At 69.5% G+C, this 15188-nt stretch carries 16 protein-coding genes; 7 read left to right on the forward strand and 9 right to left on the reverse strand.

Annotated elements, in window-relative coordinates; genetic code table 11:
* Position 1 precedes the first annotated feature (1 nt).
* Positions 2-994, forward strand: coding sequence for a threonine/serine dehydratase family protein (locus ACWPN5_RS05830; RefSeq protein ID WP_492294764.1), 993 nt, complete (start codon positions 2-4; stop codon positions 992-994).
* On the opposite strand, the gene ACWPN5_RS05835 is transcribed toward ACWPN5_RS05830, so the two are convergent.
* On the reverse strand, positions 969-1841 hold the full coding sequence (locus ACWPN5_RS05835) for a class I SAM-dependent methyltransferase (RefSeq protein ID WP_492294766.1): 873 nt from the start codon (positions 1839-1841) through the stop codon (positions 969-971). The genes ACWPN5_RS05830 and ACWPN5_RS05835 overlap by 26 nt on opposite strands.
* 167 nt (positions 1842-2008) lie before the next feature.
* Positions 2009-2149, reverse strand: a complete 141-nt coding sequence (locus ACWPN5_RS05840; protein ID WP_160174807.1) for a hypothetical protein — start codon at positions 2147-2149, stop codon at positions 2009-2011.
* Between the two features lie 225 nt (positions 2150-2374).
* Between ACWPN5_RS05840 and ACWPN5_RS05845 the strand changes: the two genes are divergently transcribed.
* Positions 2375-3076, forward strand: coding sequence for an HAD family hydrolase (locus tag ACWPN5_RS05845; RefSeq protein ID WP_492294768.1), 702 nt, complete (start codon positions 2375-2377; stop codon positions 3074-3076).
* On the opposite strand, the gene ACWPN5_RS05850 is transcribed toward ACWPN5_RS05845, so the two are convergent.
* The 6 genes from ACWPN5_RS05850 to ACWPN5_RS05875 all read right to left on the reverse strand — a co-directional run bounded on the left by ACWPN5_RS05850 (position 3028) and on the right by ACWPN5_RS05875 (position 8214).
* Positions 3028-4236, reverse strand: coding sequence for an NnrS family protein (locus tag ACWPN5_RS05850; RefSeq protein WP_492294770.1), 1209 nt, complete (start codon positions 4234-4236; stop codon positions 3028-3030). The two genes, ACWPN5_RS05845 and ACWPN5_RS05850, sit on opposite strands and share 49 nt — an antisense overlap.
* A 129-nt stretch (positions 4237-4365) precedes the next feature.
* The gene (locus ACWPN5_RS05855; RefSeq protein ID WP_038528507.1) at positions 4366-4932 is read right to left on the reverse strand and encodes a hypothetical protein; all 567 of its coding nucleotides are present in this window, start codon (positions 4930-4932) and stop codon (positions 4366-4368) included.
* Between the two features lie 129 nt (positions 4933-5061).
* Complete coding sequence (gene mog, locus ACWPN5_RS05860; RefSeq protein WP_492294772.1) at positions 5062-5601, reverse strand: molybdopterin adenylyltransferase; 540 nt, start codon at positions 5599-5601, stop codon at positions 5062-5064.
* 32 nt (positions 5602-5633) lie between these two features.
* The gene (gene ccoG, locus ACWPN5_RS05865) at positions 5634-7097 is read right to left on the reverse strand and encodes a cytochrome c oxidase accessory protein CcoG (protein WP_492294774.1); all 1464 of its coding nucleotides are present in this window, start codon (positions 7095-7097) and stop codon (positions 5634-5636) included.
* Between the two features lie 184 nt (positions 7098-7281).
* Positions 7282-7770 carry a YbaN family protein gene (locus ACWPN5_RS05870; RefSeq protein ID WP_492294776.1) on the reverse strand — a complete coding sequence of 163 codons (489 nt, stop codon included), beginning with the start codon at positions 7768-7770 and terminating at the stop codon, positions 7282-7284.
* An 18-nt stretch (positions 7771-7788) separates the two neighbouring features.
* Positions 7789-8214: a YqaA family protein gene (locus ACWPN5_RS05875; protein ID WP_145684691.1), complete on the reverse strand. Its 426-nt coding sequence runs from the start codon at positions 8212-8214 to the stop codon at positions 7789-7791.
* A 223-nt stretch (positions 8215-8437) separates the two neighbouring features.
* On the opposite strand from ACWPN5_RS05875, the gene ACWPN5_RS05880 reads away from it, so the two are divergent.
* On the forward strand, positions 8438-10792 hold the full coding sequence (locus ACWPN5_RS05880; RefSeq protein WP_492294778.1) for a PAS domain-containing sensor histidine kinase: 2355 nt from the start codon (positions 8438-8440) through the stop codon (positions 10790-10792).
* A gap of 30 nt (positions 10793-10822) precedes the next feature.
* Here ACWPN5_RS05880 and pyk read toward each other — a convergent pair whose 3' ends face one another.
* Positions 10823-12265 carry a pyruvate kinase gene (gene pyk, locus ACWPN5_RS05885; RefSeq protein ID WP_200478385.1) on the reverse strand — a complete coding sequence of 481 codons (1443 nt, stop codon included), beginning with the start codon at positions 12263-12265 and terminating at the stop codon, positions 10823-10825.
* Positions 12266-12599: 334 nt separating this feature from the next.
* Here pyk and rpsM point away from each other — a divergent pair, with 334 nt between their 5' ends.
* From rpsM to rplQ, 4 genes are all read left to right on the forward strand, one after another.
* Positions 12600-12968 carry a 30S ribosomal protein S13 gene (rpsM, locus tag ACWPN5_RS05890; RefSeq protein WP_014240054.1) on the forward strand — a complete coding sequence of 123 codons (369 nt, stop codon included), beginning with the start codon at positions 12600-12602 and terminating at the stop codon, positions 12966-12968.
* A 15-nt stretch (positions 12969-12983) separates the two neighbouring features.
* A complete protein-coding gene (rpsK, locus tag ACWPN5_RS05895; RefSeq protein ID WP_012974490.1) occupies positions 12984-13382 on the forward strand; it encodes a 30S ribosomal protein S11 in 399 nt (132 codons plus the stop codon).
* A 131-nt stretch (positions 13383-13513) separates the two neighbouring features.
* Positions 13514-14533, forward strand: a complete 1020-nt coding sequence (locus ACWPN5_RS05900; protein WP_014240055.1) for a DNA-directed RNA polymerase subunit alpha — start codon at positions 13514-13516, stop codon at positions 14531-14533.
* A 219-nt stretch (positions 14534-14752) separates the two neighbouring features.
* On the forward strand, positions 14753-15175 hold the full coding sequence (gene rplQ, locus ACWPN5_RS05905; protein ID WP_094304321.1) for a 50S ribosomal protein L17: 423 nt from the start codon (positions 14753-14755) through the stop codon (positions 15173-15175).
* The last annotated feature ends 13 nt before the right edge of the window (positions 15176-15188 follow it).

The raw sequence follows: 15188 nt of genomic DNA on the forward strand, positions 1-15188 counted from the left end.
CATGCCCGCGTCGAATTCCTTCGCCATCGGCCACCAGGACATCGTGGAAGCCGCGGCGCGGCTGGACGGCGTCGCCGTGCGCACGCCGCTGCTGGAGAACGCCCTGCTGAACGAGCGGGTTGGCGGTCGCGTCCTGCTGAAGCCGGAGGTCCTGCAGCGCAGCGGCTCCTTCAAGTTCCGCGGCGCTTTCAACCGGCTGTCCCAACTGACGCCGGCGGAGCGCCGGGGCGGGGTGGTCGCCTGGTCGTCGGGCAACCACGCCCAGGGCGTCGCGGCGGCGGCGGCGCTGCTGGGCATGCCCGCGGTCATCGTCATGCCCAGCGACGCGCCGGCCCTGAAGATCGCCAACACCCGCGGCTACGGCGCCGAGGTGGTGCTCTACGACCGCTGGACCGAGAGCCGCGAAGCCATCGCCACGGCCATTGCGGCGGAGCGGGGGGCGACGACCGTGCCGCCCTACGACGACCCGCACATCATGGCCGGGCAGGGCACGGTCGGCCTGGAGATCGCCGCGCAGGCGCAGGCCATCGGCGCGGTTCCCGACGACGTGATCGCGCCGTGCAGCGGCGGCGGGCTTATGTCCGGCGTCGCCACGGCGGTCCGCCACAACTTCCCCGACACCCGCCTGTGGGCGGCGGAGCCGGCGGGCTTCGACGACGTGGCGCGCTCGCTGGCCGCCGGGGAGCGGGTTGAGAACACCGCCGGGCAACGCTCCATCTGCGACGCGCTGCTGACCCCGACGCCGGGCGCCCTGACCTTCCCGGTGATGAAGGGCCTGCTGTCCGGCAGCCTCGCCGTCACCGACGCCGAGGTGAAGGCCGCCATGGCCTACGCCTTCACCGTGCTGAAGCTGGTGGTCGAGCCGGGCGGGGCGGTCGGGCTGGCCGCCGTGCTGACCGGCAAGCTGCCGGCGGCGGGCCGCACCGTCGTGGTGGTGCTGAGTGGCGGCAACGTCGAGGCGGCGACCTTCACGGACGCGCTGGCGTCGTCGTAGTGCGCTCCAACACGTAATAGGCGGCGCCGGGGGCGAACTTCCGGCGCAGCGAGTCGCGGTGGTAGGCGATGTTCCACCGCGTCAGCGCGCAGGCCGCCTCGTCCAGCCGCACCAGCAGCGGGTTGCCGTAGGGCAGGGGGACGCCAAGCAGCGGCCCCAGCCGCTCGGTCAGCGGGAAGGAGCAGAAGCGGCGCTGCTGCACCATGAAGCCCAGCCGGGCGAAGCGCTCCTCCAGCCACGCCACGGGGAAGCCGCGCTCGTTGGCGGTCAGGCCGCGGCGGGGCTGGCGCCAGTCGCCCATGGTGCTGATCGGTTCGCGCAGAATGAACAGGCCGCCGGGGGCGGTGACGCGGGCGAACTCGGCGAGCAGGGCTCCGGCGTTGGGGATGTGGTGCAGCGTGTGCAGGCAGACGGTCAGGTCGTTCGCCCCGTCCGCGCAGTCGATGCGCCCGCCCAGCGTCGGACGGCGGTACTCGGCGGGGGTGCCGGCGATGTCGGTCCGCCAGAAACGCTCGATGGGCTCGACGGCCAGGAAGCGGTCCACCTGCCCGGCGATCGGCGCCACGTCGTCCCCCGCGGCGCAGCCGAAGGCCAGCGCCTGCCGAAACCGCCGTCCGGCCAGAAAGCGGAAGGCATGGCGGTGGTTCAGCGCGTGGTATTCGTAGCGGTAGCCGGGCCGCTCCGGCGCCGTGCGCGCAAATTCCTCCTCCGGGTTCCGCGCCGCGACGCCGTACCAGCCGGCGATACGGGCCGCATCGAAGTCGTCGCCATAGAGGGCGGCGCCGGAGAAATACCGTTCCTCGAAACTGGCGGTCTCGAAGCTGGCGGACTCAAACGTGGCGGTCATGGGGGCTGGCGCTCCGCTGAATGGACCACGCGACGATAGCGCGCCGGTTCCGGCGGAAACATTCAGCTTGCCCGCCTAGGACGGAGGAGGAGTCCTATTGCGGAGCGCGATCGCGTGGCGTGAAAGGGAGCACCTCCGGTTGGTGGGCTCCTATCCTTATGAAGGCGCTACAGCCGGATGTCGCTCTGGAACAGGCCGAGGTCGAGATGTTCCATCGGGACGCGGCGGGCGCGGCGGCGGCTGAAGCGCTGGACGGCGTGACGGGCGCGACCGATGAGGGCGGCGTAGCTCTTCAACGTCTTGGGCATGTCCGTTCTTCCCAATCTGTGTAAGGGGTGAACGGATCACAGCTATGACGGGTCCATGTGACAAATTCTATCGCACTGCACACCGGCCCGAGGAACGCCGGGCGGCGCCACCTGTTCGAGAAGGAATACCCCGAAAAACTCGCGTGAAGCATGGTGAGGAGGCGGCGATGAGCGGCGTTCTGAAGGCCGTCATTTTCGACGTGGACGGCACCCTGGTCGAACTCGGTGGACCTGCACGCCCACGCCTGGGTGGAGGCGATCCGGCATTTCGGCTACCACGCGGAGTTCGACGCGGTGCGTTCCCAGATCGGCAAGGGCGGCGACCAGTTGATGCCGGTCTTCGTGCCGGAGGAGGACCTGGACCGCATCGAGGACGAGCTGGACCATTTCCGGCACGAGCTGTTCGCCCGCAAATACATGCCGAAGGTCCGCGGCTTCCGCCGGGTGCGCGGCCTGTTCCAGCATCTCCACGCCGAGGGGCTGCGCATCGCGCTCGCCTCCTCCGCCAAGGGGGACGAGCTGGAGCGATACAAGCGCGCGGCGGAGATCGAGGATTTGGTGGACGTGGAGACCTCCTCCGACGACGCCGAGCGGTCGAAACCGCATCCGGACATTTTCGAGGCGGCGTTGAAGCGGCTTGGCCTGCCGGCGGAGGAGGCTGTGGTGGTCGGCGACAGCCCCTGGGACGCCAAGGCCGCGGGACGCGCCGGTCTGACCGTGGTCGGCGTGCTGTGCGGCGGCTTTGCCGAACAGGATCTGCGCAAGGCCGGCTGCGCGGAGATCTTCCGTGATCCGGAAGACCTCCAGCGCCGCTTCGCTACCAGCCTCATCGGGAAACGCAGCCCACGCGCCATGGGGCTCTCTCAGCCCGGTGGGCCTCAGCCGGGCCGGCCGTCGGCCCGCGGCGCGAGCAGGATGGGCGCGTAGACGTACAGGTAGCAGGCGAAGGCCGCGATCCAGGCCGCACCGGCGCCCTCCAGGGCGGTCCAGTAGAGGCCGCCCGGCAGCTCGGGCGCCAGGACCCGCAGCAATGCTGCGGCGGTCAGCAGGATGTAGCCGGCCACGGTCGGGCGGGTCACCACCAGCATCCGCCCGGTGTGGCCGAGTGTGGCCCGCGTCATCACCGCCAGGATCATCGTGGCGAAGGCCCCCGCGGTCAGGGCATGGACCCAGGCGGAGCTTTCCACGCCCGCTCCCAGCAGATGCGCGGCCTTCAGCGCCAGCGCCGCCGGCACCCAGGCGTAGCCGAGGTGCAGCACCCACAGGATCGGCTGGTCGAGTGTCTTCGCCGGCTGCCAACCGCCCAACCGCAGGGCGTGGGCGAGCGCCGCGACGAGCGCCAGCAGACCGGCGACGGCGGTGCCCGGCAGGGCGAGATCGGCGGGGATCATCAGCAGGGTCGAGACGAGCGTCACCTTCTCCACCCAGGGCCGGGAGACGACGGTGCCGTCCAGCCCGCGCAACCGCAGGGCGTTGCGGGTGAAGGCCGGGACGATGCGCCCGCCGATCACCGCGATCATCATCAGCACGACGCCGATGGCCAGCGTCTCACCCAGCGCGGTGCCGCCCGGCAGCACGCCCAGCCAGTCGAGATGGAACAGCAGGTTGGCGGCGGTCAGCAGGCCCAGCAGGGCGAGGAAGGCGGTGTTGCGGATCTTGCCCGCCGCCACCAGCGGCCCGGCCAGCGCCACGCCGAGCGCCGGCAGAAAGGCGAGGTCGAGGATGGCCGCAACCGGCAGGGGCACGCCGAGGACGGGCAGCAGCGCCACCCGCCCGGCCAGCCACAGCGCCGTCAGGCCGGCGAGCGGCAGGCCGGACAGCGCCTTGGTGCCCGTCCAACTCGGCACTGCGGTAAGCAGGAAACCGGCCACCGCGGCGACCACGAAGGCGAACAGCATCTCGTGCGCGTGCCAGGAGGCCGCCGGGACGGCGCCGTCCGGCCAGGACCCGGTCGCCAGCACGGCGATCCAGGCCGCGAGCAGGACGGGTGCGGCAAGGCCCGAGAGCAGGAAGAAGGGCCGGAACCCATAGGCGAAGATCAGGGGGACCGGCGGTCGGTCGGGCTGGTCGGCAACGGAACTGGTCATGGCGTTCCCCGCGCGTTGGAGGCATCGGTCATGCCGTCACACTGCGCCGGGGGCGGTCACCCTTCTTTGACCGCCGTCAAACAGAAACCCTCCAAACAAAAATCTGGCGCGTCGGAGAAAAAGCCGAGGTCAGACCGTGATGCCGTTCTCGGCCATCAGGCGCTTCAGCGCGTCGCGGGCGGGCGCGTCCAGCACGGGCAGGCCGTCTCGGGCGGTCAGCACGAAAGCGCCGGGATCGGCCAGGGTGCGCAGGGCGAAACCGCCCACGCGCGGCGGGCCGCTGCTCAGCGGCGCGTCCTCGTAGATCGGCGAGAAGGTGCAGCCCAGAAGCATGGCGCGGGCGATCAACGCCTCGTCCGAGGAGCCGCCCGACGCCGGGCTGTTGATGCCGAACAGCAGCCGTTCGGCCTCGCCGCTGGTGACGAGCCCGCGTTCCTGCAGGATGTCCACCATGGCGGACGTTGTCATCACCGGCGCGGCGCGCCCCTTCCAGCAGAAGCGCCCGTCGTCCCACCCGATGTCCAGGCAGCGGTAGATCATGTGCGGATCGGCGCCGCCGGGCGACCCGGCGACGATGTAGTTGACCCGAAGCAACCCGTTCCACGCCCCGGCCGGAGCGACGATGCAGGAAACACCGCGCCGGGTCAGGCGCAGATAGGTGTCGTTGATGCCCGAAGGCTCGAAATCGAACAGCATGGCTGGCTCACCTTGATCGGGGACCCCGCTCCCCTCGAACGAAAAAGGTGAGCACGGGTTCCCGCAAGGCAACATGGCCATGCGTATGGTATTCCTCTCCGCACGCGCAAAAAGGGTATAGGCGAAAGCTCAGGACTTCGGGCGGAATGCCTTGCAGACCAATGGGTCAGTGTCGATGCGCGCCGCGCCGATCAGATCGAGGCAGTACGGAATTGCCGGGAAGACCGCCATCAGGCAGTCGTGAATGGCGGAAGGCTTGCCCGGAAGGTTCACGATCAGGCTGGAGCCGCGGATTCCCGCGGTCTGGCGCGACAGGATGGCGGTGGGCACCACGGTCAGGCTGACCGAGCGCATCAGCTCCCCGAAGCCGGGCATCATCTTTTCGCAGACCTGCTCCGTCGCCTCCGGCGTCACGTCGCGCGGGGCGGGACCGGTGCCGCCGGTGGTCACGATCAGGTCGCAACGTTCCCGGTCGGCCAGCTCGATCAGGGTGGCGGCGATGCCCTCGCGGTCGTCGGGGATGACCCGGGCCACCGGCTCCCAGGGGGAGGCGACGATGCGCTCCAGTTCCTCCCGGATGGCCGGGCCGCCCTTGTCCTCGTAGATGCCCTGGCTGGCGCGGTCGGACACGGTGACGATGCCGATGCGGGCGGGCTGTGCGGAGGTCATGGGCGGCGGTCCTTGCGGTGCGTGCGGCAGGCTTACTTGCTGCCCGGCGCCAGGAACACGCTCTTGTAGCTGTCCCGGTCGCCGTTGTTGGTGTCGGTCAGCTGGAAGGTGACCGGGGTGGAGGCGTCCGGCACCGACTCACGCGGCACCGTGACGTAGACGCGGTAGGTCGCCACGCTGTCCGGCGAGGCGGAGATGTGGCTGACCGCGCTGCCGCTGTCCTCGTCGCGCTCGCCCACCACCTTCACCTCGGCGCCGGTGATGCCGGCGGCGGCCAGCGTGTAGGAGCGGTCCTGGCGGGTCTTGTTGGACACCTTGAAGGTGTAGGCGTTGCGGATGGTGCCGTCCTGCAGCGTGACGAACAGTGGGGCGCGGTCGCGCTGCACGGCGATGTCCAGCCGCGGCCGCAGCGCGTAGCTCCAGGCCATGGCGCCGGTGATCACCAGCATCAGCAGGCCGTAGACGATGGTGCGCGGGCGGATCAGCCGCCACTGGTAGGGCTTGCCCTGGGCGCGGGTGTCCTGGGCGGCCAGGCTGTCGAAGCGGATCAGGCCCTTCGGCAGCTCCTGCGACACCATGATGTTGTCGCAGGCGTCGGCGCACAGGCCGCAATTGATGCAGTCCGCCTGCTCGCCGGTGCGGATGTCGACCCCGACCGGGCAGACCTGCACGCACTGGCCGCAGTCGATGCAGTCGCCGAAGCCCTTGGTCCGGCGCTCGTCCCAGCTCTGCGACTTGCGCTTCGGGCCGCGGGTGTCGCCGCGCAGCGTGTCGTAGGTGACGACGAGGCTGTGCTCATCGAGCATCGCGGTCTGGATGCGCGGCCACGGGCACATGTAGTAGCACATCTGCTCGCGGGTCCAGCCGGCCATGACGTAGGTCATGCCCGCGAACAGCGCGAAGAAGCCCGCCGCCTCGTAGGACGCGTTGAAGGTCAGCAGATCGACGGCGAGCCGCGGCGCGTCGGTGAAGAAGGCGACGAAGCCGAAGCCGGTGACGACGGACAGAGCCAGCCAGCCGGCGTGCTTCCCGGCCTTGCGCAGGACCTTCTTCGCGCTCCAGGGGGCCTTGTCCAGGCGGATGCGTTCCGCCCGGTCGCCTTCGAAGGCGCGCTCGATCCAGACGAACAGGTCGGTCCACACCGTCTGCGGGCAGGTGAAGCCGCACCACACGCGCCCGGCCAGCGCCGTCGCCAGGAACAGCCCCAGCGCCGCCACGATCAGGACGCCGGTCAGGTAGTAGATCTCCTGCGGCCAGATTTCGATCCAGAAGATGAAGAAGCGCGGCGTCGTCAGGTCGAACAGCACCGCCTGGGCCGGCGCGTCGGGGCCGCGTTCCCAGCGAATCCAGGGGGCGATGAAGAAGACCGCCAGAAGCATCCAGGTCAGGATGGTTTTCCACCGCCGATAGCGTCCGGAGACGGCCTTCGGGTGGATTTTCTTCTGGCTTTCGAAGAACTGGATTTTCGCCGGCGTGACAGCGCTTCCGTCGGGCATATCGTCTGCCTTGGCTCCGGATAGGGACGCAAGACCGGACAATAGCGGACAGGACCCGATCGCCTCTTGATCGGGATCAAGACGTGAACGGATTCGAAAAACCCCTAGAAATTATAAGGATTTTTCAGCGGCGCTGGTGACCGGCCGGGATTACCGGCTGTAATACGTCCATCGGCCGATTGGCTCAAGCTTCGTTTCGCAATGCGGAAACGTTTCCGCCCTCCGCGGCCACGGCGTCGGGCGCCGCGTCCTGCGGCTCCGGGCGGGACGGCGAGGGGCGGGTGACGATGTACGCGGCCACCGCCGCCATGCAGGTTCCGGCCAGGATGGGGACCAGCGGGCGGCTGGCGGTCAGCGCGACGATCGCCCAGCTCACCCCCATGCCGATCAGCGCCGCCGCCTTGGCCTTGCGGGGGATCGCCCCTTCGGACTGCCAGTCGCGCAGCAGCGGGCCGAAGCGCGGGTCGCGGTACAGCCGGTCGCGGAGCGCCGGGCTGCTCTTGGCGAAAGCCCCGGCGGCCAGCAGCAAGAACGGGGTGGTCGGCAGGAGCGGCAGCACCGTGCCGGCGATGCCAAGCCCGACCGCGGCGTAGCCCAGCGCCAGCCACATCCGGCGCCGCAGGGGCGAGGCGCAGATGGGGTCGTCCTCCGGAGGGGCGGTCTGGTCATCCATGGGGTGAATGTAGGACGCTCACAGGGCCAGGACCAGCGCCGCGTAGCGGGCGGCTTTGCCCGCCGTGACCAGCAGCAGGAAAATCCGGATGTCCACCCGCAGGATGCCGGCCACCAGCGTCAGCGGATCGCCGATCACGGGCATCCAGGCGAGCAGCAGCGACCACACGCCGAAGCGCTGGTACCAGCGGGTGGCCCGCGCGACCATCGTGGCGGGAACCGGAAACCAGCGGCGGTCCTGGAAATGCATCAGGTAGCGGCCGAGCGCCCAATTGACGACCGATCCCAGCACGTTGCCCGCCGTGGCGAACAGCAGAAGCGCCAGATGATCGTAGTTGCCGGAGGCGTGCATGCCGACCAGCAGGATTTCCGATTGCGCCGGGAAGATGGTCGCGGCGAGGAACGCGGTCAGGAACAGCCCGCCGTAGGCGGCGATTTCGGGCATGCGGCGGGCAGTCCTTCCAGGCGAGGGGGCGGCGGAGGCTAGAACATGGGTGCGCATACAGGATTGCGGGAGGCGCCATGGTGCAGGTGCGGTGATCTGGTGTAGATTCATTTTGCGTGAATTCGCAGCGGATCGACGCGGAATGCCCAACCCGTCTCGCGCGGTGGGCGTCGTCTTGGGGACTCGCAGGGCTGTCTTGGGGAATGAAGGGGAGTGTTCGCGGATGGCCGCTGCCGGGCTTGCCCGCTTCGATGCCGACGGGCGCCTGATCTGGGCCAACGCCGTGTTCCGGGCGTCGCTGGGCGGTTGTCCAGGTGACCGCCTCGATGCCCTTTTGGCCGCGCATCCGGCCTGTGGGGACGCGGCGTCGGCGGCGGATCGGCTGCGCGCCGGCCGGCCAGTGGCGCTCGCGGCGTCGCCCGGCGGCGGGCGTCCGACGCTGATCCCGGCGGAAGGCGAGGGTGGCGAGCTGGTGCTGACCCTTGCCGATGACGGCGCCCTGGCGGTCCCGCCGGACGAGACCGGGTTCATCGGTCTGGAGGACCTGCTGGGCGACCGGGCCGGCGAGGCGGAGCGGGCGATCATGCAGGCCATCGCCGTTCCCCTGGTGGTGACGCGGCTGTCCGACGGACTGGTGATGGCGGTCAACCAGCCCGCCGGCCTGCTGTTCGGTGTGCCGCTCGACGCGGTGGTGGGGCGCAGCTTCGCCAGCGATTACTACACCGACCCGGCGGAGCGGGAGCGGCTGCTCACCGCCCTGCGCGACGGGGCCGGCAGTGTGGACGGTTTCGAGACGCGGCTGTGCCGGCCCGACGGCAGCGACCTCTGGGCGATGGTGTCCGCCCGGCGCTTCCGCTTCCGTGGCGAGAGCGCCATGCTGGCCTGCATCAGCGACATCTCCGCCCGCAAGCGCACCGAACAGGCGCTCGAAGCCCAGTGGGACCAGACCCGGGCGGTTCTCAACGGGCTGGGCCAGGGCGTGATGGCGTTCGACCGGGCGCTGCGCCTGGTCGCCTGGAACGGACGCGTCACGGAACTGCTGGGGCTGGAACCGGAAGCCCTCGGCTACCACACACCCTACGCCGCTATTGCCCGGCGGGTCGCGCAGGGGCTGGCCTTCGGGCCGGGGAGCGTGTGCCCCGCCGCCGTGCCCGACGATCAGCCCATGGAAGGGGCCGGGGCCGGCGCGTCCGCGGCCCTCGGCGTGCCGCTTCCCGTCCGGCCCGCTCCGGACGATCGGGCCTGGGAATGCACCCGGTCCGACGGGCAGGTTCTGGAATGCCTGATCCGGCCCCTGCCGGACGGCGGATTCGTCGTCACCTACACCGACGTGACCGAGCGGCGGAACGCCGAGCGGGAGATCATTGCCAGCCGGGAGCTGTTCGAGCTGGCCATCCGGGCGGCGCGCGAAGGCATTTCGCAATGGGACCTGCGCACGGGGCAACTGTGGCTGTCGCCCTACTGGTGGGGAATGCTCGGCTACGGCGAGAGCGAGATGGTCAACACCGCCGCCCGCTGGACCGAGCTGATCCTGCCCGAGGACCGCGAGTTGTCGATGCATATGGCCCGCGATCTCGTCAACGGGGTGGTGAACGAGTGCCAGTTCGTCCAGCGCTTCCGCCACAAGCGCGGGACCGTGGTCCATATGCTGACCCGGGCCATCCGCGTCCTCGGTCCGGACGGAGCGCTCTTCCGCATCGTCGGTTCGCACACCGACGTGTCGGACCGGGTCCACGCGGAGGAGCGCGTCCACGCCGCGCGGGAGGAGGCCGAACGCGCGCTCCGCGACCTGAAGGAGGCCCAGGCCCATCTGATCCAGTCCGAGAAGATGGCGGCGCTGGGATCCCTGGTGGCGGGAGTGGCGCACGAGATCAACACGCCCATCGGCATCGCCCTGACCGGCGCCTCGCTGGTGGCGGAGCGCACCCGCCTCATCCGGCGCGATTTCGAGGCGGGAACGCTGCGCCGGCCCGATTTCGCCGACTTCCTTGAGATGGCGGGGGAGGCGGCGCAGCTGATGCTGCTGAACATCGACCGCGCCGCCCAGCTCATCCAGAGCTTCAAGCAGATCGCCGTGGATCAGGCGAGCGAGGAGCGCCGCGTCTTCGACCTGCGCGACTACATCGACGAGGTCCTGCGCAGCCTGGGCGTCCGCATCAAGCGGGCGGCCCACGGCGTGGAGGTGGATTGCCCGGCGGACCTGCTGATCGACGGCTATCCGGGGGCGCTCAGCCAGGTGTTGACCAACCTGGTGATGAACTCGATCATCCACGGCTACGCCGCGGGGCAGCACGGCCTGCTGCGCGTCTCCGCGCGTGGGGTGGGCGCTGACGAGGTGGAGCTGATCTACGCCGACGACGGACGGGGCATCCCGGCCGAACTGCAGGGCAAGGTGTTCGAACCCTTCTTCACCACCAGCCGCGGCACGGGGGGCAGCGGGCTGGGGCTGAACATCGTCTACAACATCGTCACCCGCAAGCTGAGGGGCCGCATCGCGCTGGACAGCGCGCCGGGCCGCGGCACCGCCTTCACCCTGCGCTTCCCCCGCGTCGCGCCGGCGGACCGTGCCCCGGCCTGACGGCGCCGCGGAGCCTCGTCGGGCGACTCGTTACTGGGCGTCCACCCAGGCGATGCGCAGGATGTTGGTGTTGCCGGGGGTGCCGAAGGGCACGCCGGCGGTGATGACCAGCCGCTGCCCCTCCACCGCCAGCCCGTCCTCGTAGGCGCAGCGGGCGGCCTTCTGAACCATCTCGTTGAAGTCGGCGACGTCGGCGGAATGCACGCTGTGCACCCCGTAGGCGAGCTGGAGCCGCCGCGCCGTCTCCAGGCTGGAGGTCAGGCACATGATCGGCACCTCCGGCCGTTCACGGGCGGCGCGCAGGGTGGTCGAGCCGCTGGTGGTGTAGGTGACGATGGCCGCGGCCTGGATGGTGTGGGCGACCTGACGCGCCGCCGCGGTGACGGCGTCGGTGGAGGTCTGCTGCGGGTCGGGATGCTGGGCGTCGGTGATGGTGCGGTAGAGCGGGTCCTGTTCGACCCGGCGGGCGATGCGGTCCATCATCGACACCGCCTCGATGGGGTAGGTGCCCGCCGCCGTCTCGGCCGAGAGCATCACGGCGTCCGCCCCGTCATAGACCGCGGTGGCGACGTCCGACGCCTCGGCGCGGGTCGGGGCGGGGGAGCCGATCATCGACTCGAGCATCTGCGTGGCGACGATCACCGGCTTGCCGGCCTTGCGCGATTCGCGGATGATGCGCTTCTGGATGCTCGGCACGTCCTCCGCCGGCATCTCGACGCCGAGGTCGCCGCGGGCGACCATGACGCCGTCCGACAGCTCGACGATGCGCTCCAGATGCTGGATGGCCTGCGGCTTCTCCATCTTCGACAACAGGGCGGCTCGCCCGGCGACCAGCTTGCGTGCCTCGGCCACGTCCTCGGGCCGCTGCACGAAGGACAGGGCCACCCAGTCCACTCCCTGGTCGAGCGCGAAGGCGAGATCCTCGTGGTCCTTCGGCGTCAGCGGCGTCAGCGGCAGGACGACGCCCGGCACGTTCACGCCCTTGCGGTCGGACAGGCGGCTGCCGGACAGCACGACGCAGTCGGCGTGGTCGGGGCTGCAGCCGACGACGCGCAGGCGGACCTTCCCATCATCCACCAGCAGCTCCGCCTCCGGCTCCAGGGCGGCGAAGATTTCCGGGTGGGGCAGGCCGACGCGGGTCGCGTCGCCCGGCTCGGTGGAGAGGTCGAGGCGGATGCGGTGCCCCGGCTCGACGGTGACCGGGCCATCGGCGAAGGTGCCCAGCCGCAGTTTCGGCCCCTGCAGGTCGGCCATCACCGCGATGGGGTGGTCGAGTTCCGCCTCCAGCGCGCGCAGCGTGGCGAGGCGCTGGCCGTGGTCTTCGTGCGTGCCGTGGCTGAAGTTCAGGCGGAAGACGTCCACGCCCGCCTCGAACAGCGCGCGGATCATCTCCGGCGTCGCGGTGGCCGGCCCCAGCGTGGCGACGATCTTGGTCAGGCGGAAGCGCCGGAAGGGGATGACTTTGCGGGTCATGGGTCTGCCTTCTGATGTGCGCCGTTCGGGTTGTTCCGTTCGGGGCGGGCCGTTCATCTCAAGAGCTGCCGTCCGGCTTGTCAACCGCGGCCATCCTCCCCACAATGGACAGGCACCGGGAAAAGCACGGTAACGCCGCAGAACGGCCTTGACAGATTTCCGGCTTTTTCTATAGTCGCACCCTCTCGCGGCCTACCGGGCCTGGCGGGAGACATTGTGCGTCCCGTATCCGGGAGCCGCCTCGGGCCTTCGGGCCTCTGGCATCCGGATCGGGGATCAATCGGTGTGTAGGCGGCCCATGAGGGCTGCCGTTGAGATATCGAGGAGAGCAGGCGTGGCGCGTATCGCTGGCGTCAACATCCCCGCGCAGAAGCGCGTGGAGATTGCGTTGACCTACATTCATGGCATCGGCCCCTTCAAGGCCAAGGAAATCTGCACGAAGCTGGAGATCCCGGCGGAGCGCCGTGTGAACCAGCTCACGGACGACGAGATCCTCAAGATCCGCGAGACCATCGACGCCGACTACCGCGTCGAGGGCGACCTGCGCCGTTCGGTCGCCATGAACATCAAGCGTCTGATGGACATGGCCTGCTACCGTGGCCTGCGTCACCGCAAGGGCCTGCCGGTCCGCGGCCAGCGCACCCACACGAACGCCCGCACCCGCAAGGGTCCGGCCAAGCCGATCGCCGGCAAGAAGAAGTAAGAGGACGCACGGACCATGGCCAAGCCCTCAGCCGCTTCGCAGCGTCTTCGTCGTCGCGAGCGCAAGAACATCACCGCCGGCGTCGCGCACGTGAACGCCTCCTTCAACAACACGATGATCACCATCACCGACGCGCAGGGCAACACCATTGCCTGGTCGTCGTCGGGCACGATGGGCTTCAAGGGTTCGCGCAAGTCGACCCCCTACGCCGCCCAGGTCGCCGCCGAGGACGCGGGCCGCAAGGCCCAGGAGCACGGCATGAAGACCCTCGAGGTCGAGGTGAAGGGTCCGGGTTCGGGGCGTGAGTCGGCGCTGCGCGCTCTGCAGTCGATCGGCTTCCAGATCACCTCGATCCGCGACGTCACGCCGATTCCGCACAACGGCGTCCGTCCGCCGAAGAAGCGTCGCGTCTAAGAAGCATCGCTACTCCGCACCCGCGGGGATCCGCCGTTCCGGGACAGGCGCCGCAGCCATCGCGGCGCCATCGGATGGGAACGGCCGGTCCCCGCGGACGTGTGTCCACCCCGATGGCATGAGGTAATACCGTGGCTCTTCAGAAGAACTGGCAGGAACTGATCAAGCCGAACAAGCTGGACATCCAGCCCGGTGACGACGCCGACCGCACGGCGACCGTCGTGGCCGAGCCGCTGGAGCGTGGCTTCGGTCTGACGCTCGGCAACGCGCTGCGCCGCGTGCTGCTCTCCTCGCTGCAGGGTGCGGCCGTCACGGCGATCCACATCGACGGCGTGCTGCACGAGTTCTCGTCGATCCCCGGCGTGCGCGAGGACGTGACCGACATCGTCCTCAACATCAAGTCGATGGGTCTGCGCATGGGCGGCGACGGCCCGAAGCGCATGCGCCTGCGCGCCGAAGGCCCCGGCGAGGTGAAGGCCGGCATGATCGAGACCGGCGCGGACATCCAGGTGATGGACCCGGACCTCGTGATCTGCACGCTGGACAACGGCGCGCGCCTGAACATGGAACTGACGGTCGAGACCGGCAAGGGCTACGTCCCGGCCAGCCAGAACCGTCCGGAAGACGCCCCGATCGGCCTGATCCCGGTCGACGCGCTGTTCTCGCCGGTCCGCAAGATCTCCTACAAGGTCGACAACGCCCGCGTCGGGCAGGTCACCGACTATGACCGCCTGTCGATGGTCGTCGAGACCAACGGCGCCGTGAAGCCGGACGACGCGGTGGCGCTCGCCGCCCGCATCCTCCAGGACCAGCTGCAGCTGTTCATCAACTTCGAGGAGCCGACCCACGCGGTCGCCGAGGAGAAGCACGAGGAGGTTCCGTTCAACAAGAACCTGCTCCGCAAGGTGGACGAGCTGGAACTGTCGGTCCGTTCGGCCAACTGCCTCAAGAACGACAACATCGTCTACATCGGCGATCTGGTGCAGAAGACGGAGGCGGAGATGCTCCGCACGCCGAACTTCGGCCGCAAGTCGCTGAACGAGATCAAGGAAGTGCTGGCCCAGATGGGTCTGCACCTCGGTATGGAAATCCCGAACTGGCCGCCCGAGAACATCGAAGAGCTGGCCAAGCGTCTGGAAGAGCCGTACTAAGTCTCGCACGTTCCATTGCCCCCTCCCTGACCCTCCCCCGCCTTCGGCGAGGGAGGGGACAAGCTCCCTCTCCCGCGCGAGCGGGGGAGTGCCGGGGAGGGGGCATTCGTTCCCAGGGCCACCAACCGGCCCGCCCCGCGCCGTACCAGCTCTAACGACTGGGCGGTCGGGTTCACCACCGGCTCCCCGAGGGGGGCCACGCCATGAAGGAGGACCGTCATGCGTCACGGCGTTTCCGGACGTAAGTTCAGCAAGACCACCAGCCACCGCAAGGCCATGTTCTCGAACATGGCGAATGCGCTGATCAAGCACGAGCAGATCAAGACGACCCTGCCGAAGGCCAAGGATCTGCGCCCGATCGTCGAGCGTCTGATCACGCTCGGCAAGAAGGGTGGCCTCGCCAACCGCCGTCTCGCCTTCGCGCAGCTGCGTGACGACGCGATGGTGACCAAGCTGTTCACCGTTCTGGCCGACCGCTACAAGGACCGTCAGGGTGGCTACAGCCGCGTCCTGAAGGCCGGCTTCCGCTACGGCGACGCCGCCGCCATGGGCGTGATCGAGCTGGTCGACCGCGACGTCGCCGCCAAGGGCCAGGATTCGGGCCCGGTGGAGATCAAGGACGAGGTCGAGGCCGAGGGCTGAGCCCACGGTTGAG

This window comes from Azospirillum sp. UENF 211521 (genome assembly GCF_058780535.1).